We start from the raw sequence: 26,163 nt of genomic DNA, 5'->3' as shown, positions 1-26,163 counted from the left end.
GCCGGAGATGCCGCGGGCGGGGCGGGTCAGGTGAGGTCGCTGATGAGCCGCGCCAGGATGTCGTTCATCGCCAGCAGTCCGATGAGCTCGTTGCCCTGCACCACCACCAGGCGGTTGAGGTGGAAGCGGGTCATCAGCGCCGCGGCCTGGTTCACGGAGAGGTCCTCCCCGACGGTGACCACCGGCTTGACGGCGGCGTCGTAGACGTTGAGGAGGTCCACGTCCCCCTCCTCCGCCACGATGGCGTGCAGCAGCTCGCTGTAGCTGAGCAGCCCGTAGCCGTCGTGGGGGTGCTGCGGCTCCACCACCAGGCTCTTGACCTGGCGGGTGCGCATGGTCGACAGCGCCTCCCGCAGGGTGCTGTAGGGGGAGATGGTGATGACGTCGCGCACCATGACGTCCTTGACGGTCAGCACGGGGGTCCTCCTGGAGATCTCGAACGGGACTCGAACGGGGGTCGGCTCAGGCGCCCTCACGGCGCATGTGCTCCTCGAACCGGGCGACCTGCTGCATGTCGATGCCGGTGAGGTGGTCGATGGGCACGGAGAAGGCGATGCCGCGGGAGCCGCCGTCGTCGTCGTCGATCAGGATGTCGTGCAGCACCTTGAGGATCGGGGTGGCCAGGTGCGTGCCCACGACCATCAGGAGCACGGTCTGGGACCCTTCGAACGTCAGGCCGAAGAACGTGCGCTTGGCCTCGCCCCCGATGCCCTTGCCCGGGAGGATGGTCACGCCCGTGGCCCCGGCGCGCTGGGCCTGCTCGATGACGGTGTCCTCGAGGTCGTCGGGGGCGATGACCACCACGGCGGTGAACTTCATGTCGGCTCCTTCTGCAGGCGGGGGATCCTCTCCAGGATCATGGCGTACCCGAGCACGGAGATGATCGGGAAGATGGAGGCGAAGGCGATCAGGCCGAAGCCGTCGATCAGCACGTCCCGGCCCTCGATCGCGCCCGCGAGCCCGATGCCCAGGGCGGTCACGAGGGGCACGGTGACCTCCGAGGTGGTGACGCCCCCGAGGTCGAAGGCGAGGGCCACGATGTACTTCGGCGCCAGCAGGACCAGGACGAGGACCACGGCGTAGGCCGCCATGATCACGTAGTGCAACGGTGCTCCCACGAGGATGCGGTACACGCCCAGGGTGATGCCGACCGCCACGCCGACGGCCACGACGAGCCGGATGGTGGAGCCGCTGATCCTGCCCGGCGAGGCCGCCTCCGCCTGCTCGCCGATGGCCACGAGGGCCGGCTCGGCCATGGTCGTGGCGAAGCCGATGAGCAGGGCGAAGAGCAGGATGAGGGCGGGCGCGCCACGCGCGATCAGCTGCTCCGCCATCATCGTCCCGAGCGGGAAGAGCCCGATCTTGAGCCCGACGACGAACGCGTAGAGCCCCACGAGGACCATCACGAAGCCCACGGCGACGCGCAGCGGGTGGGACAGGCGGCGGCGCAGCACGACGTACTGGAAGAACAGGACCACGAGCACCATGGGCAGGACGTCCCGGATCATCTGCGCGAGTCCCAGGACGTGCTCCAGGACCGGGTGCACCGGGGCGTCCCCGGACGCGTCGGCGCCGACGGGCGCGGCGTCGCCGACGGTGTAGACCCAGATGCCGTAGAGCTGCACGCCGATCATGGGCACCATGACGCACAGGGCCACGAGGCCGAACCCGTCCGTGAGCGCGCTGCGGCCCCGGATCGAGTTGGCCAGGCCGATCCCGATCGCGGCGATGAGGGGGACGGTGACGATGTTCGTGGTGACGCCGCCGGAGTCGTAGGCGAGCCCGACGATCTCCGGGGGTGAGACGTACGTGACGACGAGCACGAGCGCGTAGCCGGGGATCAGCAGCTTCTGCACGGCCCAGCCCCGGAGGATGCGCAGGATCCCGAGGACGAGCACCGCGCCCACGGACACGGCGACGACGAGGCGCAGCGTGAGGGCGTCGACGCGCCCCTCGCTCACGAGCTCGGCCTGCGCGGCCACGGCGATCAGCGCGGGCTCGGCGATCGAGGCGGCGAAGCCGATGGCGAAGCCGAACGGCAGCAGCAGGCCCAGGGCGCCGCGGCGGGCGAACTGGTTGGCCAGGTTCTTGCCCACGGGGAAGACGCTCAGGTCCAGCCCGTGCAGGAACAGGGCGATGCCGGCGCCCACGATCAGCAGTCCGGCGACGAGCTGCAGGGGCCGGTCCGGGGCCTCCCGGAACACGGCCAGCTGGAACACCACGACCACCACCACGATGGGCAGCAGACTCCGCAGGGCCTTCAGGAACTCCCGGGAGAAGTGGGTGAGGTGCTCCATGGGCGCTGCCGGACCTCCTCCGAGGGGATCCGCGGACGGGCGTCTCTCCGACCAGTCTCCCGCGTGGCGCCCGCGGCCGTCTACCGGGTGCTGTCGGTGGCCTCGTCGGCAACCTCGTCGCCGGACTCGACGCCGGCGAGCTCCTCCTGGGACCCGTGCCCGGTCCGCGCCCGGGTGCGGGCGTCGACGGCCAGCAGGGCGAGGACGACGACGCAGCCGGCCGCGGCCGCGAGCAGCTGGACCCACCAGTCCCCCTCGGGGGAGAGCAGCGTGCGGTCCTCGAGCTGCCAGGGCCACAGGGTGCGCAGGGCGCCGAGCATGAGGCCGGTGAGCGCCAGCATGGTGACCCGGTGGTGGTGGTCGAGGAGCCACTGCAGACCCTTGACGATGACCACCATGCCCAGGCCGGCGCCCAGGAAGAACAGGGACAGGTAGCCGAGGTCGAGCTCGTCGACGGCCCGCAGCGTCGGCTGGTAGAGCCCGATCGTCAGCAGCAGGAAGGAGCCGGAGAGCCCGGGCAGCAGCAGCGCGGACACCGCGACCATGGCCGCGAGCACGACGAGCAGCGGCGCGGGCGCGACCGTGGTGGGCGGGATGGACACGAGCACGAACGCGAGCGCCGCCGCGAGCGCCACCACGACCGCGTCCCGGGCGCGCAGGGCCCCGCCCGCCAGGCGCAGGGGCACCCCGATGGAGGCCAGGACCATGCCGAAGAACAGCGCCCGCATGGTGACCGGGTACTCCTCGACGAGGTGGCTCATGGGACCGGCCACGGTGAGCAGGGCCGCGACCATGCCGATCACCACGGGCACCACGATCCGCCAGTGCACCCGGGCCAGGTGGTGCCGCACCCCGGCGGCGCGGTCCGGTCCGAGGAGGGCCCGCTTGCCGGCGGACACCACGTGACCGGCGGAGTTGATGAGCTCGTCGTAGATGCCGACCACGAGGGCAACGGTGCCGCCGCTGACCCCGGGGACGGTCTCGACCACGCCGATGAGCGCTCCGCGCACCACGTTGCCCGGGATGCTGCGGCGGACCTCCCCGCCGGCGGCGGCGGTCGTGGTGGTGACCGTCGGTGTCGACGGACGGTCCGGGGGCGACGAGGGTGTCACGGGTGCTCCTGGGCGGTGGAAGAGGGCGGACGGGAGAGGGCGTGTGGAAGGGCGCGGGGAAGAATGGGGACCCCTGCCAGGGTACCGGGGCGCACGCCCGGCGCAGCGGCTCCTGGTGTGCCGTCGACCACTCGTGCATAGACTGGCCCGACCGCACGCGCCTTCGACCCAGGAGTCCGCCATGAGTCCCGACCACGTCGGTTTCGCCCTGATCCTGTTGGCAGCACTGTTCCTCGTGGGGAAGTGGTTGCGGGTCAGGGTGCGGTGGATCCAGAAGATCTTCCTGCCCAGCTCCATCATCGCGGGCTTCCTCGCCCTGCTGGCCGGCCCCCAGGTCCTGGGCCGTCTCGGCGAGGCCGCCGGCGTCGGCTGGCTCGCGGACGGGGGCGTCTTCACCCCGGAGATCCTCGAGGTGTGGTCCACGCTCCCCAGCCTGCTCATCAGCGTGGTCTTCGCGACGCTCTTCCTCGGGGCGTCCATCCCCGGTCCCCGCCGCGTCGCCCGGCTGGCCGGGCCGCAGCTGTCGGTGGGTCTCGCCTTCGGCTCCGGCCAGTACGTCGTCGGCCTGCTCCTGGTGATCGCGGTCCTCGGTCCCCTGTTCGGGATCTCCCCCATGGCCGGCGCCCTCATCGAGATCGGCTTCGAGGGCGGCCACGGCACGGCGGCCGGGATGCGCCCCGTGATGGAGGAGCTGGGCTTCGAGGACGGCGCGGACCTGGCCCTGGGCATGGCCACGATCGGCCTGGTGGGCGGCATCGTCATCGGGATCGCCGTCATCAACTGGGGCGTGCGCACCGGGCGCACCAAGGTGCTCAAGGGCAACGTGGAGCAGTCCGTCGAGGAGCAGAAGGGGCTCTACCGCCGGGACGAGAACATCCCCGCGGCCATGATGACCTCCCGGCCGGCCTCGATCGAGCCGCTCACCCTGCACGTGGCCGTCGTGGGGATCGCCATCCTCATCGGCTACCTCATGCTCTCGGCCCTGCAGTGGGTCGAGCAGGCGCTGTGGGCGGACACCGTGGAGCTGCTCGCGTTCGTGCCCCTCTTCCCGCTCGCCATGCTGGGCGGGGTGGTGGTGCAGCTGGTCATGGACTGGCGGGGCATCGGCCACCTGCTGGACCACCAGATGATGCTGCGCATCCAGGGCCTCGCCCTCGACTTCCTGATCCTCGCCGCGATCGCGACGCTGTCCCTCACCGCGATCGCCGCGAACTGGGAGGTCTTCCTGGTCCTGTCCGTCGCCGGCGTCGTCTTCTGCACCGGCTTCCTGCTCCTGTTCGTGCCCAAGGTCATCCCCGACTACTGGCTCGAGCGCGGCATCGCGGACTTCGGCCAGTCCATGGGCGTGACCGCCACCGGCCTCATCCTCATGCGCATCGCCGACCCGCACGACGAGAGCCCCGCGATGGAGGCCTTCGGCTACAAGCAGCTGTTCTTCGAGCCGTTCTTCGGCGGCGGGCTGATCACCGCCGCGTCGGTGCCGCTGATCTACCAGTTCGGCCCGTGGCCCCTGTTCATCGCCATGTCGGTGCTGTTCGTGGTCGCCCTGGTCGGCGGCATGTCCTACCGCCGCCGGCTCGTGGCGGCCGGATCCGCCGACGCCGTCCACGCCCGGCAGGCCTGAGCGGTCATGAGCGACGTCGTCGTCGCCACCGAGCACGGGGAGATGCCCGTCCACGTGGCGGTGCCCGACGGTCCGGGGCCCTGGCCGGGCGTGGTGCTCGTGCACGACTTCACCGGCATGAGCCAGGACCTGCGCCACCAGGCGGACTGGCTGGCCGGCGAGGGGTTCCTCGCGGCCGCACCGGACCTCTTCCACTGGGGCGGCCGGCTGCGCTGCCTGCGCACGATCATGAAGGACATCGGCGCCCGCCGGGGACGCACGTTCGACGACGTCGAGGCGGCCCGGTCCTGGCTCGCGGCGCGTCCCGACTGCACCGGCCGGATCGGGGTGATCGGCTTCTGCATGGGCGGCGGCTACGCGCTCGCGCTGGCCGCGGAGCACGGGTTCTCGGCTGCGAGCACGAACTACGGCGGGTGCCCCGAGGGCGCCGAGCAGTGGCTCCCGAGCGCCTGCCCGATCGTCGGCAGCTACGGCGGGGCGGACACCACGCCCCTGGGCGGGGACGCCGGCCGCCGCCTGGAGGGCATCCTCACGGAGATCGGGGTGGAGCACGACATCAAGATCTACCCCGGCGTGGGCCACGGGTTCATGAACGACCACGACCCCGAGGACCTCTCCCCGATGCTGCGGGTCCTCGGCCGGTTCAGCCGCACCGCCTACGACGATCCCGCCACCCAGGACGCCCGCCGGCGGATCGCCGCGTTCTTCGACCGGCACCTGCGGGAGCCGGCCGGCCCGGACGCCCCGCAGGACTCCGCCGGCTGAGCGTCCGGAGCGCCGGGGGCGCGCGACACGGATGACGACGTGCGACGACGAATTCGTGACGTGGCGATGTTCACGCCCCGGGCAGGGACGGCCGTCACAGATCGACGCCCGCCGCGGCCGAGGACAACCGGTCCAGGTTGCGGAGCGGATGGGGGTGTGACGAAGGTCAAGACGGCCGGGCCGTTTGTCAAATCGGAGCGGCCGCGCAGGTCGCCCCGGACAGTGCACCATGGAGGAGTACACAGACAAAAACCTGATGGGAGGTGGCGACATGACCGCTGCTGAGAAGTGGATGACCGACCTGAGCCGGATCCAGCCCGGTGACCGGCTCGAGATCTGGGACGAGTTCTACGAGAGCTGCATCGGCACCGTGGGGCAGGTCTCGCACCCCCTGGGGGTCCTGTGGATCCTCGAGGCCGGCACCGGGGTCCGCCGGCTGTTCTCCTTCGAGGGGTGCCGCCTGCGCCCCGCACCCCTGGCCCTCGCGGCCTGACCGGACACGGTCCACGACGCCCGATCGGGCCGGTTCGCACCGGCACCCGGTCGGGCGTCGTCGTGCCCCAGGGCCGCCCAGACGTCGTCGTACCCGGGGTCCGTCCGGCCGCGCACGGCAGGATGGACCCATGAGCATCCTCATCGGCCTGGACATCGGCGGCACCACGACCCACGGCCTGCGGGCCGAGGACGGCCACCCGGCGCGGGAGGCGGTCGGCGGCAGCGCGAACGTGCAGAACGTCAGCGCCGAGGACGCCTCCCGGGCCCTGGCGCGCGTCCTCGGCGAGCTCGAGGCCTCCGACGCGGACGTGGTCGTGGCGGGGGCCGGGGGCGTCGACACGCCCGCGGACGCCGAGGCGCTGCGCGCGCTCATCGCCCCGCACACGGGCGCGGCGCGGATCGTCGTCGTGCACGACACCCGGCTGGTCCTGGCCGCCGGCGGGTGCCGCACCGGCATCGCGGTCATCGCCGGCACCGGATCCGCCGCCTGGGGCACCACCCCGGACGGCCGGGAGGCCCGGGCCGGCGGCTGGGGGCACCTGCTGGGCGACGAGGGCAGCGGCTACTGGCTGGGCCGCGAGCTCGTGCGCCGCGCCCTCGCCCGGCTCGACGACGGCCTGCGGCCCGACGCCCTGGACCGGGCGGTGCTGGAGCACTGCGGGGTTCCCGAGCCCGGTCAGCTCATCGAGCGGTTCCACGCCGCCGCGGACCGCGGGTTCTGGGCCGGGCTCTCCCGGGTCGCCTTCGAGGCCGCGGCGCACGACGACGACGCCCTGCAGCTGGTGGACCGCGCGGCCGGAGCGCTGGCCGACCTCGCCGCCACCGTGTCCCGGCGGCTGGAGCTGACCGGCCCGGTGGTGGTGGGCGGCGGCCTGGCACGGCACCAGCCGCTGCTGCGGCACCGGCTGCGGGAGGCCGCCGCGGCCCGCGGACTCGGGGAGCTGCGGGTGCTCGAGCGCGATCCCGTGCACGGCGCCCCCGCCCTCGCCGACCGGCGGTGAGCGAGGGACGCGGCGGAGCCCTACCCTGAACGGGTGACCACCCTCGCTCCCGCCCGCAGCCCCCGGCTGCGGCCGACCGTCTACGTGCTGGCCGCCGTCGTCTCCGTGCAGTTCGGCGGAGCCCTCGCCGCCGTGCTGGTGCCCCTGATCGGGGCCTCCGCCACGGTGACCATGCGGCTGCTCATCAGCGCGGCGATCATGCTGGCCGTCATCCGGCCGCGGCTGCGGGGCCGGTCCCGGGAGGCGTGGCGGTCCGGCCTGTTCTTCGGGGCGGCCCTGGCGGGCATGAACTTCGCGTTCTACCAGTCCCTGGCCACCCTGCCGCTGGGCGTGGCCGTGACCATCGAGTTCCTCGGCCCGCTCACCCTCTCGGCGGTCCTCTCCCGCCGCCCCCGGGACGTCCTCGCCGTGGCGGCGGCCCTGGCCGGGATCGTGCTCATCTCCCAGGCCCTCACCGTGCCCTGGGCCGAGCTCGACCTCGCCGGCATCGCGTGGGCGGGCCTGGCCGGGGCGGGCTGGGCCGCCTACATCCTGGGCAGCCGGTCCGCGGGCCGGCACTTCGACCAGCTGGACGGTCTCGCCGTGGCGCTGGTCGTGGCCGCGGTCCTGGTCACCCCGGTGGGCGTCCTCACGGCGCACGCCCCCGCCCTGACGTGGGGCGTGCTGGGCGCCGGGGTGGGGATCGCGATGCTCTCCTCCGTGGTCCCCTACTCCCTCGAGCTGCTGGCGCTGCGGGCCATCCCGCCCAAGGTCTTCGGCATCCTGCTGAGCCTGGAGCCCGCCGTGGCGGCACTCGCGGGGCTGCTGGTGCTCGGCCAGGGACTCACGGGACTGCAGCTCGTGGGCATGGGCCTGGTGGTGGCCGCGAGCGCCGTGGTCATGGTGGGCGGGGGCACGCCCGAGCTCGGGGCGGACGCCGCCACGGGCGCCGACGCCCGGCAGAAGTGATCAGCCCACTTTTCAATTCCGGAGGTCCGTGATGGGATGGGGCCCATGGACGCCAACGAGATCATGGACCGCATCCGCTCCGCCCGCGACCACGCCCTGGAGCAGGAGCGCGAGGAGCGCAGCAACATCGCCGACGCCGACACCGCCGACAAGCAGGGCGCCGCGAGCGTGCGCCTGGCCACCCGGCAGGCCGTGCGCGAGGCCTTCGACGACATCCTCGGCGAGAGCTCCGACCCCGAGCAGGACGGCTGAGATCCGACCGGCCGACTCCTCGCACACCATGACGAGCACCCCAGGAGCACCCCGATGACCCGCACGGCCGTGGTCGGCGCCGGCATCGTGGGCCTCGCCGCCGCCCACGCCCTGCGGGCGCGCGGCGCCGATGTCACCCTCTACGAGTCCGGTCCGCCCGGCGGCGGACAGTCCGCCGGGCAGGGCCGGATCTTCCGGCACGCCCACGAGGACCCCCGGCTGGTGGCGCTGGTCGCCCGCAGCCGGGCCCTGTGGCGGGAGTGGGAGGAGGAGTTCGGCGTCGAGCTGATCTCCTCCGACGGCGCCGTGGCGATCGGGGACGGGGTCGAGGACAAGCTCCGCACCCTGGAGCCGTTCGCGGAGGTCCCCGTGCGGCGCCTCCCGCCCGAGGAGCTGCACGACCGGCTGCCCCTCCTGGCCGACTGGACGGGCCCGGCCATGCTCGACGTCGACGGCGGCGCCATCCGCACCCTCGACGCCGTCGCGGCGCTGACGCACCGGCTCGAGGGCTCGATGCTGCGCGAGCACGTGCTCTCGGTGCGGCGCACCGGGGCGCGAGAGGTGGAGGTGCGCACCGGGACCACCTGCGAGACCTACGACCACGTGGTGCTGTGCGCCGGCCGGGGCACCGCCCCGCTGGCCCGCGGCGCCGGGCTGGACCTGCCCGTGGAGGTCGGCGCGCACCTCCGCCTCACCTTCACGGTGAGCTCCGGCGGATCGGCCTCCAGTGGACCGGCCTCCGGCGGACCGGGCCCCGGCACCGGTCGTGGCCTCCCGACCTTCCAGGACGGCAGCGGGGCCTTCGGGGAGACCGGCGTGTACGCCGCACCGTACCCGGACGGCCGCCACTACTCCGTGGGGCTCAGCGCCGACACCCCCGCCCACCCGGACGGGGGCCTCGCCGACCCCGCGGCGCTGGCCGCCCTGGCCGACCGGACCGTGGCCTACGTGGAACGCGCCCTGCCCGGGCTGGACCCGCGCCCGGTCGACCACGTGCACTGCTGGGTCACCCGCCTGCCGTGGGGCGACGACGGCGTGGGCGTCTGGTCCGAGGACGGGCTCACCGCCCTGGCCGGGCACAACCTCTTCAAGCAGGCCCCGGCGCTCGGCGAGGCGCTGGCGGAGACCGTGCTGACCGGCACGGTCCCGGGGCACCTCCACCACGAGGAGCGGCTGGGCCGCTCGGCCGGCTGACGCCGCCGGGCCACGCGGTGGTGGCCGCGGGCGCGGACCGGCGTAGGGTCGTCGGGGGCGCCCCACGAACCGACAGGAGACCACCGTGCCGTTCATCCTGTTCCGCCTGGTCCGCCGGCTCGGCCGCCTGCGGGCCTGGGGACTGCCGCTGCTGATCATCGCCGCGGTGTTCCTCACCAGCTGGCCGCTGATGGCCTGGGCGGAGCCGTCCGAGAACCCGATCACCGCCGCGCAGAACTACTGGTGGTGGTTCCTGGTCACCGCCTCCACCGTGGGCTACGGCGACTTCTTCCCCACCACGCTCGGCGGCCACCTGGTCGGCGTGTACGTCATCATCGGCGGCATCGCCACGCTGACCATCATCTTCACCCGGATCGCCACCGCGATCGAGAACACGAAGGGACAGCGCATGAGGGGCCGGATCGACCTCGAGATGTCGGACCACCTGGTGATCCTCGGCCACACGCCGGGTCGCACCGAACGCCTCGTCCAGGAGCTCACCGGGGACGGCACCGGGTCGATGGTGCTGTGCGCGTGGGAGGACGTGCCGCAGCACCCGATGCCCGAGCACCCCGACGTCGGCTTCGTCCGCGGCGACCTCGCCGACGAGGCCGTGCTGCGCCGCGCGGGCCTGCACCGCGCGGCGCGCGTCCTCGTCGACGCGCGCGACGACAACGAGGCGCTCACGCTGACCGTGGCGGTCACGCACGTGAACCCGGACGCCCACGTCGTCGTGACGCTGCGCGACATGGGCCGGGCCCGGAACTTCTCCTACGTCGACGACGACGTGCGGTGCGTGCAGTGGCACTCCCCGCGGCTGGCGACCGAAGAGCTCCAGGACCCGGGCATCGCGGCGGTCTACGCCGAGCTGATGACCCACGGCGGGCGGAACACCTACAGCGCCCGGCTGCCCGCGGGGCTGGCCGGCCAGGGCTTCGGGCGGGTCCAGGAGGCCATGGGGCGCGGTTTCGGGGCCACCGTGCTCGCCGTCCAGCACGAGGGCGCGCTGCTCGACCCGGGCTGGGAGACCCCGCTGCCGGAGGGCTGCGTGCTGTTCTACGTGGGCGAGTGCCGTCTCTCCGCGGAGGAGATCGCCGGCTGCTGCTCGGCCTGAGGCCGGCGCCCGAGGCCCCGTCCGCACCGGCCGGGCACCACGTTGCCGAGCAGGCCCCCGAGCCCGGCGGCGCACCGGGGAGCGTGGCGGGCGGTCCGGTTACCGCGTCCGAGCGGACCCCTAGCCTGGAACGTGTCGGAGGTCACCGTGCGTGGTGCCCGAGCCCCGGGCCCCGCCCCGGATCCCCGGCGGCATCGTTGCACCCGCTCCCCGGAAGGACCCTCGTCATGACCACGCACACCGAACCCTGGCCGGCCGGCACGCCCTGCTGGGTGGACCTGATGGCCACCGACCTCGGCCGCGCCCAGGCCTTCTACCGCGACGTGCTCGGCTGGACCTACTCGGAGTCCCAGCCCGAGTACGGCGGCTACTGCAACGCCCTGCTCGACGGGCGGACCGTCGCCGGGCTCTCCCCCACCATGGAGGGCATGGAGAACGCCCCGCACGTGTGGTCGGTCTACCTCGCCACCGAGGACATCGCCGCCCACGCCGCCCGGGCGGTCGAGGCCGGGGCCACCCCGGTGTTCGAGCCCATGGAGGTCGGGCCCTTCGGCTCCATGGGGATGTGGGTCGACCCCACCGGGGCGGCCTTCGGGATGTGGCAGGCCCACGAGCACACCGGCTTCGACGCGTACGCGGAGCCCGGCGCGGTCGCCTGGTGCGACCTCATGACCGGCGATCCCGCGGCCGCCCAGGGCTTCTACGCCGCGGTCTTCGGCTACACGTACCAGGACATCGGCGACGACGAGATGCCCTACGCCCTGTTCACCGTCCCCGGCGGGCAGATGCCCGCCGGGGGCATCGGCGGACTCGACCCCCGGGCCGGTGACGCCCGGCCCGTCTGGTCGGTGGCCTTCCAGGTCGAGGACGTCGACGCCGCGGCGCGGCGCGTGCGCGAGGCCGGCGGCTCGGTCGGCCAGGAGCCCTTCGACTTCGAGTACGGGCGGATGGCGGTGGTCGCCGGCCCCGACCGGGAGGTCTTCATGGTGATGACCCCGCAGGAGGACATGTAGGCCCCGCGCCGGGGCGCCTCAGGTCCTCTCGAGGCGCCCCAGCGCCGCGGCGACCGGTCGGGCGCCGGCCAGACCGGGCAGCGCGGCGAGCTCCTGGTCGACCCCCAGCAGGTCGGCACGGGCGGCCGGATCGGCGAACAGCCGGCGGACCCACGCCCGGTGCGGCCCGGGGGCGCCGTAGCGGGTGCCGGGCCAGCGCCACCGGGCCGCGCCGGAGCGCGCGAGCCGGCGCGCGTTCACGCTTGCGGCCAACCGCGCCCCGGCCTCCTCGGCGAAGAACGCCAAATGCCGTTCCTTGAGGCGCACGATCTCCCGGGCCGTCCCGGCCAGCCGGGGTTCGGCGGCGCCCAGCCGGCGGTAGACCGCGGCGAGCACGGCGGCGTCGAGCCCTCCGGCGGCCATCTGCCCCCCGGTGACGTCGGCGCCCAGGAGATTGCTCGCCACCGCCCCGAGCGCGGGCCGTGCCCGCTCGTCCCAGGCCCGCCGGATCCGTCCTCCGGTCGTGTCGGCGGGCTCCCGGGCCGTGCGCCCGTTGGCGGCCAGGACCGCGCCGAGGGACTCGGCGAGCCAGTGCTGCTCGTAGCTCCACGTGGTGAGGAAGGCGGTCACCCTGGACTCGGCGTGGGTGGGGGTGACCAGGACGTCCCGCAACCGGTCCAGGAGGCCGCGCTCGACGCACCACAGGTGCAGCAGCACGTCGAGCGTCTCCGGCGCGAGCCCGCGCAGACCCTCCAGGTCGAGGTCCGCGGGGCGCAGCTCGTGCGGGTCGCGCGCATAGGCGCGCACGTCGAACCGGGAGGCGTGCACGCCGGACCCGGCGGTCGGGCTCACGCCGGCACGCCCGGGCGTCCAGGGCGTCGGCCACGACGGTCAGACCCGCCATCCCGGGGAGCTTCGCGATCTGGCGGTCGATGGCCTCGATCTCCTTGCGGCCGTCGGTGCCGGAGAAGAGGTGGCCCATGACGTGGGTGACCTCCTCCTCGGTCGAGACCCCGGAGCCGACCGGCTGCCAGGCCGTGCGCAGGGCCAGACGGGCCAGCTTCTGCGCCTTCGGGTTGTCCCGCAGCCGGGCGCGGGCCTGGGTCGTGTAGAACGCGATGTGCTTGGTCTCCTGCGCGGCGATGCGCCGCAGCAGCGGGGCGAGCACCGGGTGGTCCTCGAGCGCGGCCAGACGCCGGTACGCGGCGGCGGCGGACCGTTCGTTCACCGCACCCCAGAGCATGTGCACGGCGACGAAGTCGTGTCCCACGATGTTGGACAGCAGCGACTGCTTGACCGGGCCGACGCGGTCGCGCCAGCCGAGCTTCACCCGCTTGGCCTTGACCTCGTCGAAGGCCACGGTGATGCCGTGCAGGGACAGCACGTGCGCCAGCGCCTCCCCGTGCCAGAACTCCTCCCGGTTCCACATGGTCATGAAGGTGCCGACCTCCGGGTCCTTGCGGGAGGGGCTCACGAGCATGTCCCGCAGGTAGCAGACGGTGTGGAACTCGACGTCGCACATGTACCGCAGCGTGCGCAGCGTCTCCGGGGGCAGCGGGTCGTCGCGCAGGGCCTCGAGCCCCAGGTCCTCCCAGTGCAGGCTGGTGGACTCCTCGGCGAACCGGTCGATGTCGAAGGCCATGACGCGTCCTCTCCTCGTCGATGTGGTGGCGATGTGGTGGTCTCGCGAGGGTGTTCGGCGCCGACGGCGGAGCGGATGGGTCCGCGGGGTCCTGACCCGTTCGTGACCCCCTGTTCTACGATGAGGTCATGCGGTCAGCACGGAGCGTGCGCGAGGTCGAGGAGCACTGACATGACACCGGCCATCCGCGTGCACGGGCTCGTGAAGGACTACGGGCGCACCCGGGCCCTGCACGGGGTGGACCTCGAGGTGCGGGCCGGGGAGGTGTTCGGCTTCCTCGGGCCCAACGGCTCCGGCAAGTCCACCACCATCCGGGTGCTCATGGACCTGCTGCGCCCCACGGCAGGCAGCGTGGAGGTCTTCGGCACCGCGCCCGCCGCCGGTGGGCCCGGGCTGCGCGCACGGATCGGCTACCTGCCCGGCGAGCTCTCCTTCCCCGCCCGGATGAGCGCCGGGGAGTACCTCGCCTACCTCGCGGCCCTGCGCGGCGGCCGGGGCAGGCGGCGCACCGGCGAGCTCGCCGAGCGGCTCTCCCTGGACCTGTCCCGTCCCCTGCGCGCGCTGTCCAAGGGCAACAAGCAGAAGGTCGGGCTGGTCCAGGCCTTCATGCACGATCCCGAGCTGCTCGTCCTGGACGAGCCGACCAGCGGCCTGGACCCCCTGCTCCAGCGGGAGTTCCTGCTCCTCGCCCGCGAGGCCGGCGCCGGCGGCGCCACGGTCTTCCTCTCCAGCCACATGCTCCAGGAGGTCGAGGAGGTCGCCGGGCGGGTCGCGATCATCCGCGAGGGCCGGGTGGTCGACCTCGACGACGTCCGGGCCCTGCGGGCCCGCGCCGGTCAGCAGGTGCTCCTGCGCTTCGCCGATCCGGTGCCCCTGGCGGAGTTCGTGGGCCTGCCCGGCGTGGAGAACGCCGTCCTCGACCCCTCCGACGGGGTGACCCTGACCTGCCTGCTCCGCGGCGACCCCATGCCGCTGCTGACCGCGGCCGCCCGGCACCGCGTGGTCCGCTGGCAGGCCGAGGACCGTGAGCTCGAGGACCTCTTCCTGGACTTCTACCGGCAGCCGGCCGAGCCCACCGGCCCGGCCCGTCCGGCGCCGGGCGCCGGGGCCACGGAGGTCGGGCGATGACCGTCCGCGGCGGGACCGTCCTGGCCGGAGTGCTGCGGACCACCCGGCGGTCGCTGCTGCTGTGGGCGCTCGCCGTCGCGGCCGTCACGGCTCTGTACACGGCGTTCTACCCCAGCGTGGGCGGCGGCCAGATGGACGCGATGCTCGAGTCCATGCCGTCGGAGTTCATCACGGCGATGGGCTTCGACAGCATGACCACGGCGGCCGGCTACGTCACCTCGACGGTGTACGCGCTGCTCGGCGCCGTCCTCACGCTGGTGTGCGCGATCGGGCTGGGCGCACGCCTGGTCGCCGGGCAGGAGGAGGACGGCACGCTCGAGCTCGAGCTCAGCGCCCCCGTCTCGCGGCGGAGGATCTACGCCGAGCGGCTGACGGCTCTGTGGCTGACGGTCCTCGTGCTGGTCCTCGCCCTCAGCGCCTCCCTCGGCGTCCTCTCCGCCGCGCTGGAGCTCGGCCTGTCGGCCACGAACGTGGCCGCGGCGAGCACCGGGCTGCTCCTCTTCGGGGGCGCCCTGGGCACCGTGGCGTTCGCGGTGGGGGCCGCGACCGGTCGGCGCGGGATCGCGCTGGGGGCGGCCGCGGCGGCCGCGGTGGCCGCGTACCTGCTCAGCTACCTCTCCCCCATCGCGGAGGCGCCCTGGATGGAGAGGATCTCCCCCTTCCACTGGTACATCGGCGCCGAACCGCTCGCCACCGGCTTCGACTGGCCGGGCCTGGCGCTGCTGGCCGGCCTGGCGGTGCTGGCGGCGCTCGGCGGAGCCGCCGCCTTCGCCCGGCGCGACCTCATGGTCTGATCCGCCCCGCCCCGCACCGTCCACCCCTGGCACAGCGACGGGTGGTCCCACTGCGCCTCGGAGAGCCCGGCGAGCAGGTCGGCCGTGCGCCGGCGCTGCAGGTCGATCGCGGCCCAGACGTCGTCGTCGCTCATGCCGGCCGTCCGGCTGCCGCTCGTGCTGCTGTTCATGGTCCCGCCTCCTCGCCCCGGGACGCGGCCACGACCGGGCGCGCACTCCCTCGGGGTGCCAGGATGACAGATCGTGCACCGGGCCGGTACGAAGGGGCGGCGCTGCGGGAGATCACCGACCCGGAGGCGGCGCCGGAGGCGTCAGGGCGGAGCCTAGGACTCCTTGGGGATGATGATCCACAGCGCGATGTAGACCAGCTCCCCCACGCCCACCAGGCCGAAGATGATGAAGCCCAGGCGCAGGAGGAACTTCGGCAGTCCGAAGCGGGCCGCGAGGGCCGCGCAGACGCCGGCGATGAGCTTGCCGTTGCGGGGGCGGACCAGTGAAGTGTTCATGGCCGGATTCTACCAACGGGCTCCGGGACACGCCCGGGGGCGGGGCCGCCCGCTCCGCCCGTACGGGGCGGAGCGGGCGGCCCCGGGGAGGCGAGGCTCCCCCGGAGGTCAGAGGTCGACGACGCCCTTGTCGCCCTTGACCGTGTCGCCGGTGACCTTGGCCTTCACGAGGTTGGCCACCTGGGTGACCTTGCCCCCGCCGGGGGTGTCCCAGTACTCGGCGGAGCGGCCGGTGACCTCGATGAGGACGTTGTCCGGGTTCTCGGGTCCGCCCTCGAGCCAGGAGCCGGTGAAGCTGTCCCACAGCTCCTTGAGCTTCGCCTCGTCGTTGAGCACCAGCGCCGTCCCGGTCAGCGAGACCCAGGCGCCGTCCCCGGAGTAGGCGACGTTCACGGCGGGCCGCTGCTGCAGGTCCTGGACCTGGTCCGAGGTGCGCACGGCGATGAAGTAGACGGTGCCGTCGAAGTCCACGTCCTGCGTGGCCATCGGCTTGGAGATCAGGTTCCCGTGCTCGTCCGCGTGGGTGAGCATGGCGATCCGGGTGTTCTTGATGAGCTCGCGCACCTTGGCGGCGCCGTCGTCCTGGTCGGTCATGGGGAGGTCCCTTCTCTGGTCGACATCCGAACTGCGGATCCGCGGCACGGAGGGCCAGTCTATGAACGCGGGGCGCCTCGCACGAGGGGGATGCCCGGCGGATCGGTCCCGGATAGGTTGGAGCGGACACCGACCCGACGCCAGTTCCGCCCCGGAAGGACGTTCCCGTGCACCAGCTCTCCGCCGTCGCCCTCGTCTGCACACTGACCCCCTCGCCGAAGCCCTCGAGCAGCGAGCTGATGGCCCGCCACGTGCTGGAGCAGCTCGAGCAGCACGGGGTGCGCACCTCCTCGGTCCGGGTGGTCGACCACGACGTGAAGCCGGGCGTGCAGGTGGACATGGGCGAGGGGGACGAGTGGCCGGCGCTGCGGCAGCAGGTCCTCGACGCCGACATCCTGGTGCTCGCGACCCCCATCTGGATGGGCCACCCCTGCAGCATCGCCCAGCGGGTGCTCGAGCGCCTCGACGCGGACCTCGCCGAGACCGACGAGCAGGGCCGGCCCATCATGTACGACAGGACCGCGATCGTGGCCGTGGTGGGCAACGAGGACGGCGCCCACAAGACGATCGCCGACCTGACGCAGGGCCTGAGCGACATCGGCTTCACCGTCCCGGCGCAGGCCGGGACGTACTGGGTGGGCGAGGCCATGCAGTCCGTGGACTACCAGGACCTCGACCAGGTGCCGGAGAAGATCGCGGCCACCACGGCCGGAGCCGCCCGCAACGCCGCGCACCTGGCGCGGCTGCTGCGCACCGAGCCCTACCCGGCGGCCTGAGACCGGCGCCGTTCCCGCCCGGACCTACCGCTCATCCGGGGCCTCGGACGCGGACGGGACCACCGCGTTCTTCGCGGTGCTGACCGGCAGGTTCACGGGGCACGTCATCTGCCCGGCGAGGCGGTGGACCACGGCGAACGCGCTCAGGGCCAGCGCCAGCGCCCCCAGCCACGGCTGGACGGGCGCGAACCAGGTCAGAGCCCCCGTGGACCCCAGGGCCAGCAGCGCGAGCTTGTTGCAGACCGGGCAGCCCACGGCGAACCAGGCCGCGAACGCGCCGACCGCGCCCACCCGGGCGCTGCGGCGCTCGCCGGACTCGACGGCACGGGCCACGGTGGCCGCGGCGACGTCGTCGTCGGGGAGCGGGGTGCCGCCGGCGACGGGCGAGACGTAGGAGGCCACGAGGACACCGGTGAGCGCCGAGGTGGCGATCCAGACGGGATAGTTCCACCACACCGGCGGGATCTCGCGGCTGAAGATGCTGTTGGGGATGAGCACGGTGGCCAGGCCCAGGACCAGGGCGGTGGCGAGGCCCGCGAGCACGGCGATGCCCCACTGGCGCGGGCCCCACAGTCGGAGGGCCTGGGCGGCGGGACGGAGGCGCTGCGTCATGGGCGGGGAGCCTTTCGATCGGACGGGATGCTCCCCCCACTGTGTCGTGGATCGCGGTCCCGCACCAGCGCGGGGACCAGCCGCACCAGCACCACCATCCCCACCAGCTCGACCAGGGTCTGGGTGACGACGACGAACGGCGTGAGCGCGAGCCGCTCCGGCAGCGCCAGGGCCAGCGGGAGCACCACGAGGGAGTTGCGGGTGACCCCGCCGAGGACCAGGGCCCGGGAGACCGGGACGTCCAGGCGGGCGAGGCGGGCGGCGAGGATCCCGAGGGGGACCATGAGGACCAGGAAGCCGACGTAGAGGGGCACGACCGCCGCGAGGTCGGCCAGCTGCTCCCCCACGCCGCGCACCTGCGAGGCGATCACGGTGAACAGGGTGAGCGCCATCAGCGGCACCATCGCCGCGGCCGTGACGGACTCCAGCCGCCGGGCCGCGGCGGAGCGGGACGCCGCCCGCTGCACGACCGCCGCCGCGGCCAGGGGCAGCAGGATCAGGAGCACGAACGCCTCGACGAAGGGGCCGAGCTCCACCAGGGCGACCGCCTCCGGGCCGGCGAGCAGCAGCAGATAGAGCGGCAGGAGCAGCATCTGCGCGAGCATCAGCAGCGGGGCGGCCGCCAGCAGCCGGTCGGCGGCTCCCCCGGCGAGACCGGTGAAGACGATGACGTAGTCCACGCACGGGGCCAGCAGCACCAGCAGCACGCCCAGCAGCAGCGCCTCGTGCCCCGCGACCGCCCGGGACAGTCCCAGGACCACGACCGGGACGACCACGAAGTTGAGCACCAGCAGCGCCGCCAGGAAGCGCAGGTCCGCGAAGGCCCGGCCGAGTGACGCGAACGGGACGGCCAGGAACGTGGCGAACAGCAGCAGCCCCAGGACCGGGGTGATGGCCGGGGCGAGCGCCGGGGCGCCCGGGACGGTCCAGCCCACCAGGACCGCGGCGGCGATGGCGGCCAGGTACACGGCCACCTGGTGGCGCTCCGCCCACGCGGCGGCTGTCGGTGCGTTCACCCGCCCCAGCCTAGGTGCGGGATCCGGTGGCCCCCTGCGGACGGGGAGCCGCGGACACGGACCCCGCGGCGGCCCTCACGTCGACGTGGGGTCGCGCTGAGCCAGCGTCCGCAGGAGGGGCTGGACGCGGTAAGGGATCTGTTCGCTGAGGGCCAGGGACGTCTCGGCGCGGAGGACGCCCCGGATCCGCAGGATCGATCGCAGCACCGAGTGCAGATCGCGGGTGTCCCGTGCTGCGACCCGGCACCAGACGTCCCCGCGCCCGGAGATCTCGTGCACCTCCAGGACGTTGTCGATGCCGCGCAGAGCGGAGACGACGGCGTCGAGCTCCCGGTGGGAGACCTCGAGGGTGAGGAACGCCAGGACGTCGAAGCCCACCGAGGCCAGATCGACGTCCCGGCCGCCGGAGCGCAGCACCTCTCGGCGCTCCAGCCGGCGCATCCGCGAGACCACGGTGTTGCGGGCGACCCCGAGCGAGGCCGCCACCTCCCCGATCTGCGCCCGGGGGTGTCTCAGGAGGTGCAGCAGCAGCTCGATGTCGACGGCGTCCAGTGTGGTCATCGTGGTGCCCTCCTGTGCTCGCCGCTTCCCGGTTTTGATCAGCATGATCAATTGTGCCTCCATTCCGCTATTGCGGGACTCAGCGTCCGTCAGAATTCGTGCACATGCTGTGCCGGCCACCCCGGACACAGACCGCATTCGCCGATCCCACCGGAGGGCCCGCGTTGACCGTGTTCCACGAGCTGACCATGCGTCCTGACGCCGGCAGCGCCGACAGGGGGTGGAACGCGGGCCGGCGTTCCCGCCTGGTGCTGACCATGTCCACGACGGCGCTGCTGCTGGTGGGGGCCAACCTGGCCACCCCGCTGTACCCCGTGCTGCAGGAGCGCCTGGGACTCGGCCCCTTCGCGGTGACGGTGGCGTTCTCCTCCTACGTGCTGGCGCTGATGGCCGGGCTCGTCCTCTACGGGCACTGGTCGGACCACATCGGGCGACGCACGGCCCTGGTGCTGTCGGTCCTCGTGGGGCTGGCCGGTGGGATCGTCTTCGCGACCGCCGGGGGCCTCACCGGTCTGGTGGTCGGCCGCGTCCTGCAGGGCGCAGCCGTCGCCATGGTGACCGGAGCCAGCAGCGCGGCGCTGCGGGAGCTCCTGCCCCACCGCCCGGAGTGGGCCGGCCGCTTCACCCTCCTGGCGTCGGCGGGCGGAGTGGCGGCAGGCCCGCTGCTGGGCGGGGTCCTGGGCCAGCTGCCCCGGCCGACGACGACTCCCTTCGTCATCCACTGCGCCCTGCTGGTCGCGATCCTGGTGCCCCTGTGGAGGCTGCACGCCCGGCCGGCCATCGCCCCGGCTCCGGGGCCGGCGGCCTTCACGGCGCTGCGGCCGCGCCGGCTCGCCCTGCCTCCGGGAGTCCGCCCGCGGTTCCAGCAGGCGGCCGCGGTCGGCTTCCTCAGCTTCGCGCTCTTCGGGTTCAGTCTCTCGCTGGCTCCGGGCTACTTCGCCCGCACGCTCGGGGTGAGCTCTCCGGCCGGGATCGGGGCGCTGGCGGCCCTCGTGCTCATCGGGTCCGCGGCGGTGCAGCTGGTGGGACACGCACGCGCCCGGGCCCTTCCCGGGGCGCTGGTGGCGATGGCCCTGGGGACGGCGCTGATCGGGGTGGCGGGCGCTGTCTCCAGCCTGCCGCTGCTGTGCTTCGCCGCCCTGTTCGCCGGAGCGTCCCAGGGCATCGCGTTCCGCACCGCGTTCAACGAGCTGTCCGTGTCCGTGGCGCCTGCCGACAACGCCCGGGTGGTCAGCGCGGTCTACCTCGTGACGTATCTGGGCAGTGCCGTGCCCGTCCTGGGCCTCGGGGTCCTGGCCGGCGCGGTGGGCGTCCCCTCGTCCGTCCACTGGTTCGCGGGCACCCTGGCCGCTGCCTGCCTGGCGCTGGCAGGCGCCGTCCGGTTCCGGGCCCGCCGCGGCCTGCCGCGCGGACATCAGGGGTGACCGGTCAGGGCAGGAGGGCAGCTCGGCGTCAGGGACACCCGGGTCAGCCCCTCCGGGGTGTCGTGGCGGAATCAGTGGAGGAATCAGTGGGTGGTGACCAGCGGTGAGTCGATCCGCCGGAGGAACCGACGCCGGTGCGGTTCAGTCGGTCACGGAGCGCACGACCCGCGCCGGGGAACCCACCACCACGGACCTCTCCGGGACGTCCCTCGTCACCACGGAGGCCGCGGCCACGACGGCGTCGTCACCGATCGTGACCCCGGGCAGGACCGTGGCGTTGGACCCGATCCACACGTTGCGCCCGATCACGATGGGCGCCGGGTGCATGTCCGCCCGGCGGCTCGGGTCGAGGTCGTGGTTGAGGGTGGCCAGCACCGTGTTGTGCCCGATCAGGCAGTCGTCGCCGATGACCACCCCACCCTGGTCCTGGAACCTGCACCCGGAGTTGATGAAGACCCGCTTGCCGAGGGTGATGTTCTTCCCGAAGTCGGCGTAGAAGGGCGGGAACACCGTCACCGACTCGTCCACCGGTCTGCCGGTGAGCTGGGCCAGCAGCTCCCGCACCCGGGCCGGTTCCCGGTATCCGCAGTTGAGCTCCCCGGTGATGCGCAGAGCGTCCTGGCTGACCCGGTGCATGACCTCGTGCAGGGGCGAGTCCCCCGTGATCGTGCGTCCGGCGTCGAGCGCCTCCAGGAGATCGGTCAGTTCCATGGTGTCCTTTCCGTGGTGTCCGGGCGACGGGATCCGCAGGTTCAGCGCCTGGGCCCGCGGCCCGGCCCGCGCCCTGCGGGTGGACGCGTCCGTGGGTGCCCCGCGACCCGGAGCTCGGGTCAGTGGTTGGTGACGGCGGCGGGGTCTTCGGCGGCCCAGGAGGCCAGCAGCCGCAGCCGCTCGGCCGAGGCCGAGCCGGGTTCGGCGGTGTAGATCATCAGCACCTGCCCGGGCTCGGCGGTGACGGCCAGCTCCTCGTAGGCCAGGGTCAGCTCCCCCACCACCGGGTGGTGGAACCGCTTGGTGCCGGTCCCGTGGGTGCGTACGTCGTGAGACCCCCACAGGGTGCGGAAGACCTCGCTGCGGGTGGACAGCTCCCCGACCAGGTCCTGCAGGCCCCGGTCGTACGGGTCACGCCCGGCCTCGGCGCGCATGATGGCCACGCACATCCCGGCGAAAGCCTCCCAGTCGGGGTAGAAGTCCCGGGAGGCCGGATCCAGGAACTGGAACCGGGCCAGGTTCGGGGTGCGCCCGCCCGCCCCGATCAGCGGGGCGTAGAAGGCCCGGCCCAGGGCGTTGGTGGCCAGGAGGTCCTGGTGGGCGTCGCGCACGAAGGCCACCCCATCGGTGATCGCCTCCAGCGCCCACTGCAGGGACGGCCGCGCCTGCCCCGGTCCGGTGCCGCGGCGCCGCGGACGACCCGAGGCCGGGACGCCGTCGGCGGCACGGGCCAGGTCCAGCAGGTGGGCCCGTTCGGTCTCGTCCAGGCGCAGGGCGGCGGCGATCGCCTCCAGCACCGAGGACGAGGCCCCGGCGATGGCCCCGCGCTCGAGCTTGGCGTAGTACTCCACGCTCACCCCGGCCAGGGCCGCGACCTCGGTCCGGCGCAGCCCCGGCACCCGGCGGTTGCCCCCGGCCGGCAGACCGGCCTGGGCGGGGGTGAGCTTGGCCCGGCGTGTCATGAGGAACTCGCGGACCTCGGTGCGGTTGTCCATGCCGAAAGCGTAGGTGGCCGTCGGCGCGTGAGGGAGACCCTGCCGGTACACCCCTCCACAGGGACTCCCGCACCGCCGCACACCGCGATTGACTGGAACCGACCTTCCCACCTGCGCCGTGGCACACCACCCGGCGCAGCACCGAAACATCGCCCCAGAAGGAGAACAGCACCATGCGCGGAGTCATCATGCACGCCCCCGGCGACGTCCGGGTCGAGGACCGCCCCGACCCGGGAATCGTCGAACCCACGGACGCGATCGTCCGGCTGAGCGCGACCTGCATCTGCGGCTCCGACCTGTGGCCCTACCGCGGCGTCGAGGACGTCGACCACACCCTGATGGGCCATGAGTACGTCGGGGTGGTCGAGGAGATCGGCTCCGCGGTGCGGACCCTTCAGGTCGGCGACTTCGTCGTGGGGTCCTTCGTCATCTCGGACAACACCTGCGAGATCTGCCGCGCCGGGTTCCAGTCCAAGTGCGTGCACGCCGAGTTCGTCGCCGGCACCATCGGCACCCAGGCGCAGAAGGCCCGCATTCCCCACGCCGACGGCACCCTCGTGGCCACCCCGGGACAGCCGGACCCCGAGCTGATCCCCTCCCTGCTGGCCGCCTCCGACGTGCTCGGCACCGGCTGGTTCGCCGCCGTGGCCGCCGAGGCCGGGCCCGGCAAGACCGTCGCCGTCGTCGGCGACGGCGCCGTCGGGCTCATGGCGGTCCTCGCCGCGAAGGAGCTCGGGGCCGAGCGGATCATCGCGATGTCCCGCCACCCGAAGCGCCAGGAGCTCGCCCGCTTCTACGGCGCCACCGACATCGTCGAGGAGCGCGGCGAGGAGGGCGTGGCGAGGATCAAGGAGCTCACCGGCGGGCTCGGGGCGCACTCGGTGATCGAGGCCGTGGGCACCCAGGAGTCCTTCATGCAGGCCGTGGGCGCCACCCGCGGCGGCGGGCACCTGGGCTACGTGGGCGTCAACTACGACGTGCAGATCCCGGGCATCCAGCTGTTCTTCGCCGGCATCCACACCCTCGGCGGACCCGCACCGGTGCGCCGGTTCCTGCCCGAGCTGATCCAGCTGATCTGGGACCGGAAGATCGACCCCGGCAAGGTCTTCGACCTCACCCTGCCCCTCGAGGAAGCCGCCGAGGGCTACCGGGCCATGGACGAGCGCCGCGCCACCAAGGTCCTGCTCACCCTCTGACCTGTTCCCGCAGAACTGCGCCTCCGCCGAACCCGCATCGCGACACCGCTGGGACAGCCGCCGTGACGGGCCGGTGGATGATCCGCCAGGTGTGACGCTGACGGAGACCGCTGCCCGTGGGGTGGCCGCTGTCCGGCCACCTGCGGAGCGGACGGGGCCGTGGATCGGCCCGTCATCTCATCGATTCCACGGCCTGTGCGTGCTGCGGGGACGAGGATCCGCGGTGGAGCGCGGCGCAGGAGCCGACATCGTCGGCCATGACGACTGAGCCCGAAGCACCGTTCTCCGGGTGCAGGCCTTCCCCGGACGTGGTCTGCGCCGATCGGGAGAAACACGAAGCTGTCATCACCTGCACGACCCACGCGTCACACGTTCGCCGCCGCCACGGCGGCGGTGCTCCTCGTCGGGGCCGGCGGGGCAGCCGCCGCCCGGGCCTCGTTCGCCCAGACCTCCACCCCCGGCGCGGTGCGCGGTGGTGGGGGTCTCCTCACCGGAGGGCACCTGGACGGCCGCTTACGGGGCGGCCGACCCGGCCACCGGGGAGCCCATGGAGGTGGTCGTGCACACCCGTGTCGGATCGGTCGCCACGCCCTCACCGCCACCTTGATGCTGCGGCTGGCCGAGGAGGGACAGCTCTCCCTGGAGGACCCCATCGCCGACTACATCGAGGGCATCCCCAACGGAGAGCAGTTCACCCTGCGCCAGCTGGCGGACATGACCAGCGATGTGGCCGGCTACACCCGCAGCACCCAGTTCACGGACCGCTTCTTCGCGGTTCCGCAACAGGTCTTCACCCCGGAGGAGCTGGTCGCCGTCGGCGTCTCGGAATCCGCCCTGTTCGCCCCCGGTGCGCGGTTCGACTACTCCGACACCAACTACATCCTGCTGGGCCTGGTCGTCGAGCAGGTCACCGGCCAGCCGGTCGGGGAGGTCCTGGAGGAGCAGATCTTCGACCCGCTGGGGCTCGACGAGACCGTCTGGCCCGGGGTGTCCACCGAGATGCCGGAACCCTACGCGCAGGGCTTCTCGCTCCAGGGCGACACCGCAACGCCGGAGGCACCGGCCAACGCCACCCACTGGAACCCCAGCTGGGGAGCCACCGCCGGAGCCCTGATCTCGGACGTGGCCGACCTGCTGGCCTACGGCCGGGCCATGGGCACCGGACACACGGATCTTCGCCGAGGTCTCCACCGCCGTGGGCCACACCTTCACCTTCAACCCAGAACGCTGACCACCGCGCACCACGACCTCCTGGGTTGCGGATCCTGAACCCGAAGCGACGATCAGCACGGGCCACCACGGTTGCTGCACCGGTCGCGGGGTCATCCGCTGGTTCTGTCCGACGGGGCGCTCACCCGGTGCCGGGACCGCCCCTCGGCGCCCCGAACGGGCGGAGCGTCACAGGAGGAGCGATGTTTCGGGGTGGGTGCTCAGGCTGCGACGGGGAGCGGGCCGGCCGGTTCGGGAGTCCTCACGCCCCGGATCAGCAGGTAGAAGACCATCCAGATCTCCCCGACGACCGCCGGCAGCACGACGATCCCGGAGATGGCCTCTCCGATCGTGGGTACGAGGAACAGGGCGAGGAGGTCGATGAGGTAGCCGGCGCAGGCGATCATCAGCACCACCCCCAGCGCCCGGGGGAACATGCCCGAGACGTAGGCGAGGTAGCCCATGGGCAGCAGCCACAGACCGAAGAAGACCTGGGCGATGAGGAACCCGTGAGCGTAGATCTCCACGAGCAGCCCCACCAGCGCACCGGCCCCCGCCGGCCCCAGGGCGGCGGCGTAGGAGGCGTCGGTGGCGACCAGGTAGGCGGCGAAGTAGAACACCAGGTTCAGGCACTGCAGGGCCGCCCCGATGGCCGCGAAGACCAGCAGCGCCCGGGCCAGGCGCTGGGGTGCTTCCATGGTCTTTCCTTCAGCGGAATGCGGAATGCGGAAAGCAGGAAGGTCGAGGCGGCGCCTGCCCGGGTGCGCTTCCCCCGGCGCCAAGGCCTTCGCGTATGCCCTGCCTGCGGTCGGCGACAGGGCTGGAACGGACAGTGCCCCGTTTTCCCAGGCTCCCGCCCACCCCGCCCTGGCCCGTCTCCTGGAGCGACAGTAGGTACCTGACTGCAACGTGTGACGCGCGCAAGTCAGCCGCCGCCCTCAGGCATCGCCCCCGCAGGCCGCCCCTGGGCGGAGGCGCACCGCGGGCACCACCTCACCGGCGGGCAGGACGCGGTCCGCAGGCGGGCACGTCTTCGGCGCCCGGAGGACTCGTAGTGACCGGGGTACCAGGCTTAATAAAGGGGCCTTCCCGGTGCGGGGCCGGCCATCGGGCGGATCATGAAGAGTCAGTAGGTGTTGGGAAAGCGTGATGTGCTTCGGCGTGACTGCCGGGACGGAGGAGCGGATCGTGGTGGCATGGCGTCT

29 protein-coding genes and 1 pseudogene are annotated in these 26,163 nt (G+C 73.2%); 16 read left to right on the top strand and 14 right to left on the bottom strand.

What is annotated here, in order from left to right:
- Positions 1-26 precede the first annotated feature (26 nt).
- From Q0817_RS03710 to Q0817_RS03695, 4 genes are all read right to left on the bottom strand, one after another.
- Positions 27-416: a CBS domain-containing protein gene (locus Q0817_RS03710; protein ID WP_298584542.1), complete on the bottom strand. Its 390-nt coding sequence runs from the start codon at positions 414-416 to the stop codon at positions 27-29.
- Positions 417-462: 46 nt separating this feature from the next.
- Positions 463-819 (bottom strand): P-II family nitrogen regulator, encoded by a 357-nt coding sequence (locus Q0817_RS03705; protein WP_298584540.1) that lies wholly within the window; start codon positions 817-819, stop codon positions 463-465.
- Positions 816-2,297 carry a DUF1538 domain-containing protein gene (locus tag Q0817_RS03700; protein WP_298584538.1) on the bottom strand — a complete coding sequence of 494 codons (1,482 nt, stop codon included), beginning with the start codon at positions 2,295-2,297 and terminating at the stop codon, positions 816-818. Before Q0817_RS03700 ends, Q0817_RS03705 begins: the two co-directional genes overlap by 4 nt.
- 80 nt (positions 2,298-2,377) lie before the next feature.
- The gene (locus Q0817_RS03695; protein ID WP_298584536.1) at positions 2,378-3,409 is read right to left on the bottom strand and encodes a DUF368 domain-containing protein; all 1,032 of its coding nucleotides are present in this window, start codon (positions 3,407-3,409) and stop codon (positions 2,378-2,380) included.
- 181 nt (positions 3,410-3,590) lie between these two features.
- Between Q0817_RS03695 and Q0817_RS03690 the strand changes: the two genes are divergently transcribed.
- The 9 genes from Q0817_RS03690 to Q0817_RS03650 all read left to right on the top strand — a co-directional run bounded on the left by Q0817_RS03690 (position 3,591) and on the right by Q0817_RS03650 (position 11,815).
- Positions 3,591-5,033 carry a sodium/glutamate symporter gene (locus Q0817_RS03690; RefSeq protein ID WP_298584534.1) on the top strand — a complete coding sequence of 481 codons (1,443 nt, stop codon included), beginning with the start codon at positions 3,591-3,593 and terminating at the stop codon, positions 5,031-5,033.
- A gap of 6 nt (positions 5,034-5,039) precedes the next feature.
- A complete protein-coding gene (locus Q0817_RS03685; RefSeq protein WP_298584532.1) occupies positions 5,040-5,798 on the top strand; it encodes a dienelactone hydrolase family protein in 759 nt (252 codons plus the stop codon).
- A gap of 271 nt (positions 5,799-6,069) precedes the next feature.
- Positions 6,070-6,291: a hypothetical protein gene (locus Q0817_RS03680; protein ID WP_298584530.1), complete on the top strand. Its 222-nt coding sequence runs from the start codon at positions 6,070-6,072 to the stop codon at positions 6,289-6,291.
- A 130-nt stretch (positions 6,292-6,421) separates the two neighbouring features.
- Positions 6,422-7,294, top strand: coding sequence for an N-acetylglucosamine kinase (locus Q0817_RS03675; protein ID WP_298584528.1), 873 nt, complete (start codon positions 6,422-6,424; stop codon positions 7,292-7,294).
- A 33-nt stretch (positions 7,295-7,327) separates the two neighbouring features.
- On the top strand, positions 7,328-8,242 hold the full coding sequence (locus Q0817_RS03670) for a DMT family transporter (protein ID WP_298584527.1): 915 nt from the start codon (positions 7,328-7,330) through the stop codon (positions 8,240-8,242).
- Positions 8,243-8,287: 45 nt separating this feature from the next.
- Entirely contained in the window at positions 8,288-8,494 is a 207-nt protein-coding gene (locus tag Q0817_RS03665; protein ID WP_298584525.1) for a hypothetical protein, read from the top strand.
- A gap of 54 nt (positions 8,495-8,548) precedes the next feature.
- Positions 8,549-9,688 carry an FAD-binding oxidoreductase gene (locus Q0817_RS03660; RefSeq protein WP_298584523.1) on the top strand — a complete coding sequence of 380 codons (1,140 nt, stop codon included), beginning with the start codon at positions 8,549-8,551 and terminating at the stop codon, positions 9,686-9,688.
- Positions 9,689-9,773: 85 nt separating this feature from the next.
- A complete protein-coding gene (locus tag Q0817_RS03655; protein ID WP_298584521.1) occupies positions 9,774-10,802 on the top strand; it encodes an ion channel in 1,029 nt (342 codons plus the stop codon).
- Between the two features lie 227 nt (positions 10,803-11,029).
- Entirely contained in the window at positions 11,030-11,815 is a 786-nt protein-coding gene (locus Q0817_RS03650; protein WP_298584519.1) for a VOC family protein, read from the top strand.
- Between the two features lie 18 nt (positions 11,816-11,833).
- Here Q0817_RS03650 and Q0817_RS03645 read toward each other — a convergent pair whose 3' ends face one another.
- Positions 11,834-12,646, bottom strand: coding sequence for a hypothetical protein (locus Q0817_RS03645; RefSeq protein ID WP_298584518.1), 813 nt, complete (start codon positions 12,644-12,646; stop codon positions 11,834-11,836).
- 128 nt (positions 12,647-12,774) lie between these two features.
- On the opposite strand from Q0817_RS03645, the gene Q0817_RS20055 reads away from it, so the two are divergent.
- The 3 genes and pseudogenes from Q0817_RS20055 to Q0817_RS03630 form a co-directional block, all read left to right on the top strand.
- Complete coding sequence (locus Q0817_RS20055) at positions 12,775-12,906, top strand: hypothetical protein (RefSeq protein WP_366139856.1); 132 nt, start codon at positions 12,775-12,777, stop codon at positions 12,904-12,906.
- 701 nt (positions 12,907-13,607) lie between these two features.
- Positions 13,608-14,564: an ABC transporter ATP-binding protein gene (locus Q0817_RS03635; RefSeq protein WP_298584516.1), complete on the top strand. Its 957-nt coding sequence runs from the start codon at positions 13,608-13,610 to the stop codon at positions 14,562-14,564.
- A pseudogene (locus tag Q0817_RS03630) lies at positions 14,561-15,181 on the top strand (ABC transporter permease subunit); the annotation flags it as partial. The gene Q0817_RS03635 and the pseudogene Q0817_RS03630, both read left to right, overlap by 4 nt.
- Here Q0817_RS03630 and Q0817_RS20050 read toward each other — a convergent pair.
- From Q0817_RS20050 to Q0817_RS03615, 3 genes are all read right to left on the bottom strand, one after another.
- Positions 15,175-15,492, bottom strand: coding sequence for a maleylpyruvate isomerase N-terminal domain-containing protein (locus Q0817_RS20050; protein WP_366139858.1), 318 nt, complete (start codon positions 15,490-15,492; stop codon positions 15,175-15,177). The pseudogene Q0817_RS03630 and the gene Q0817_RS20050 sit on opposite strands and share 7 nt — an antisense overlap.
- Positions 15,493-15,681: 189 nt before the next feature.
- Complete coding sequence (locus Q0817_RS03620) at positions 15,682-15,864, bottom strand: PspC domain-containing protein (RefSeq protein ID WP_298584511.1); 183 nt, start codon at positions 15,862-15,864, stop codon at positions 15,682-15,684.
- A gap of 108 nt (positions 15,865-15,972) precedes the next feature.
- The gene (locus Q0817_RS03615; RefSeq protein ID WP_298584509.1) at positions 15,973-16,458 is read right to left on the bottom strand and encodes a pyridoxamine 5'-phosphate oxidase family protein; all 486 of its coding nucleotides are present in this window, start codon (positions 16,456-16,458) and stop codon (positions 15,973-15,975) included.
- A 167-nt stretch (positions 16,459-16,625) separates the two neighbouring features.
- Here Q0817_RS03615 and Q0817_RS03610 point away from each other — a divergent pair, with 167 nt between their 5' ends.
- Positions 16,626-17,234: a flavodoxin family protein gene (locus tag Q0817_RS03610; RefSeq protein ID WP_298584507.1), complete on the top strand. Its 609-nt coding sequence runs from the start codon at positions 16,626-16,628 to the stop codon at positions 17,232-17,234.
- A 24-nt stretch (positions 17,235-17,258) separates the two neighbouring features.
- Here Q0817_RS03610 and Q0817_RS03605 read toward each other — a convergent pair whose 3' ends face one another.
- The 3 genes from Q0817_RS03605 to Q0817_RS03595 form a co-directional block, all read right to left on the bottom strand.
- On the bottom strand, positions 17,259-17,846 hold the full coding sequence (locus tag Q0817_RS03605) for a hypothetical protein (RefSeq protein WP_298584506.1): 588 nt from the start codon (positions 17,844-17,846) through the stop codon (positions 17,259-17,261).
- Complete coding sequence (locus Q0817_RS03600) at positions 17,843-18,862, bottom strand: arsenic resistance protein (protein WP_298584504.1); 1,020 nt, start codon at positions 18,860-18,862, stop codon at positions 17,843-17,845. Before Q0817_RS03600 ends, Q0817_RS03605 begins: the two co-directional genes overlap by 4 nt.
- A 75-nt stretch (positions 18,863-18,937) precedes the next feature.
- Entirely contained in the window at positions 18,938-19,423 is a 486-nt protein-coding gene (locus Q0817_RS03595; protein ID WP_298584502.1) for an Lrp/AsnC family transcriptional regulator, read from the bottom strand.
- Between the two features lie 170 nt (positions 19,424-19,593).
- Here Q0817_RS03595 and Q0817_RS03590 point away from each other — a divergent pair, with 170 nt between their 5' ends.
- Entirely contained in the window at positions 19,594-20,847 is a 1,254-nt protein-coding gene (locus tag Q0817_RS03590; protein WP_366139857.1) for an MFS transporter, read from the top strand.
- Between the two features lie 141 nt (positions 20,848-20,988).
- Here the strand turns inward: Q0817_RS03590 and Q0817_RS03585 are convergent, their stop codons facing one another.
- Complete coding sequence (locus Q0817_RS03585; RefSeq protein WP_298584498.1) at positions 20,989-21,558, bottom strand: DapH/DapD/GlmU-related protein; 570 nt, start codon at positions 21,556-21,558, stop codon at positions 20,989-20,991.
- Between the two features lie 119 nt (positions 21,559-21,677).
- On the bottom strand, positions 21,678-22,553 hold the full coding sequence (locus Q0817_RS03580; RefSeq protein WP_298584497.1) for a helix-turn-helix domain-containing protein: 876 nt from the start codon (positions 22,551-22,553) through the stop codon (positions 21,678-21,680).
- Between the two features lie 173 nt (positions 22,554-22,726).
- Here Q0817_RS03580 and Q0817_RS03575 point away from each other — a divergent pair, with 173 nt between their 5' ends.
- Together Q0817_RS03575 and Q0817_RS03570 are read left to right on the top strand one after the other, a co-directional pair.
- Positions 22,727-23,749: a zinc-dependent alcohol dehydrogenase family protein gene (locus Q0817_RS03575; RefSeq protein ID WP_298584495.1), complete on the top strand. Its 1,023-nt coding sequence runs from the start codon at positions 22,727-22,729 to the stop codon at positions 23,747-23,749.
- A 393-nt stretch (positions 23,750-24,142) separates the two neighbouring features.
- Positions 24,143-25,018 carry a serine hydrolase domain-containing protein gene (locus tag Q0817_RS03570; protein ID WP_366139855.1) on the top strand — a complete coding sequence of 292 codons (876 nt, stop codon included), beginning with the start codon at positions 24,143-24,145 and terminating at the stop codon, positions 25,016-25,018.
- A 161-nt stretch (positions 25,019-25,179) separates the two neighbouring features.
- Here Q0817_RS03570 and Q0817_RS03565 read toward each other — a convergent pair whose 3' ends face one another.
- Positions 25,180-25,656 (bottom strand): DUF4386 domain-containing protein, encoded by a 477-nt coding sequence (locus Q0817_RS03565; protein ID WP_298584494.1) that lies wholly within the window; start codon positions 25,654-25,656, stop codon positions 25,180-25,182.
- Positions 25,657-26,163: the final 507 nt, after the last annotated feature.

This window comes from uncultured Kocuria sp., assembly GCF_947500125.1.
GTDB lineage: Bacteria > Actinomycetota > Actinomycetes > Actinomycetales > Micrococcaceae > Kocuria.
Note: the sequence above shows the minus strand (reverse complement) of the source record. Positions and strands in the feature narration are given on the sequence as shown.

What these genes read in the sequence shown, in the direction of transcription:
- Q0817_RS03705 (WP_298584540.1), bottom strand. Translation starts at nt 819, where the DNA reads ATGAAGTTCACCGCCGTGGTGGTCATCGCCCCCGACGACCTCGAGGAC.
- Q0817_RS03700 (WP_298584538.1), bottom strand. Translation starts at nt 2,297, where the DNA reads ATGGAGCACCTCACCCACTTCTCCCGGGAGTTCCTGAAGGCCCTGCGG.
- Q0817_RS03690 (WP_298584534.1), top strand. Translation starts at nt 3,591, where the DNA reads ATGAGTCCCGACCACGTCGGTTTCGCCCTGATCCTGTTGGCAGCACTG.
- Q0817_RS03685 (WP_298584532.1), top strand. Translation starts at nt 5,040, where the DNA reads ATGAGCGACGTCGTCGTCGCCACCGAGCACGGGGAGATGCCCGTCCAC.
- Q0817_RS03680 (WP_298584530.1), top strand. Translation starts at nt 6,070, where the DNA reads ATGACCGCTGCTGAGAAGTGGATGACCGACCTGAGCCGGATCCAGCCC.
- Q0817_RS03675 (WP_298584528.1), top strand. Translation starts at nt 6,422, where the DNA reads ATGAGCATCCTCATCGGCCTGGACATCGGCGGCACCACGACCCACGGC.
- Q0817_RS03665 (WP_298584525.1), top strand. Translation starts at nt 8,288, where the DNA reads ATGGACGCCAACGAGATCATGGACCGCATCCGCTCCGCCCGCGACCAC.
- Q0817_RS03660 (WP_298584523.1), top strand. Translation starts at nt 8,549, where the DNA reads ATGACCCGCACGGCCGTGGTCGGCGCCGGCATCGTGGGCCTCGCCGCC.
- Q0817_RS03650 (WP_298584519.1), top strand. Translation starts at nt 11,030, where the DNA reads ATGACCACGCACACCGAACCCTGGCCGGCCGGCACGCCCTGCTGGGTG.
- Q0817_RS20055 (WP_366139856.1), top strand. Translation starts at nt 12,775, where the DNA reads ATGACGTGGGTGACCTCCTCCTCGGTCGAGACCCCGGAGCCGACCGGC.
- Q0817_RS03635 (WP_298584516.1), top strand. Translation starts at nt 13,608, where the DNA reads ATGACACCGGCCATCCGCGTGCACGGGCTCGTGAAGGACTACGGGCGC.
- Q0817_RS20050 (WP_366139858.1), bottom strand. Translation starts at nt 15,492, where the DNA reads ATGAGCGACGACGACGTCTGGGCCGCGATCGACCTGCAGCGCCGGCGC.
- Q0817_RS03620 (WP_298584511.1), bottom strand. Translation starts at nt 15,864, where the DNA reads ATGAACACTTCACTGGTCCGCCCCCGCAACGGCAAGCTCATCGCCGGC.
- Q0817_RS03615 (WP_298584509.1), bottom strand. Translation starts at nt 16,458, where the DNA reads ATGACCGACCAGGACGACGGCGCCGCCAAGGTGCGCGAGCTCATCAAG.
- Q0817_RS03605 (WP_298584506.1), bottom strand. Translation starts at nt 17,846, where the DNA reads ATGACGCAGCGCCTCCGTCCCGCCGCCCAGGCCCTCCGACTGTGGGGC.
- Q0817_RS03595 (WP_298584502.1), bottom strand. Translation starts at nt 19,423, where the DNA reads ATGACCACACTGGACGCCGTCGACATCGAGCTGCTGCTGCACCTCCTG.
- Q0817_RS03585 (WP_298584498.1), bottom strand. Translation starts at nt 21,558, where the DNA reads ATGGAACTGACCGATCTCCTGGAGGCGCTCGACGCCGGACGCACGATC.
- Q0817_RS03580 (WP_298584497.1), bottom strand. Translation starts at nt 22,553, where the DNA reads ATGGACAACCGCACCGAGGTCCGCGAGTTCCTCATGACACGCCGGGCC.
- Q0817_RS03575 (WP_298584495.1), top strand. Translation starts at nt 22,727, where the DNA reads ATGCGCGGAGTCATCATGCACGCCCCCGGCGACGTCCGGGTCGAGGAC.
- Q0817_RS03565 (WP_298584494.1), bottom strand. Translation starts at nt 25,656, where the DNA reads ATGGAAGCACCCCAGCGCCTGGCCCGGGCGCTGCTGGTCTTCGCGGCC.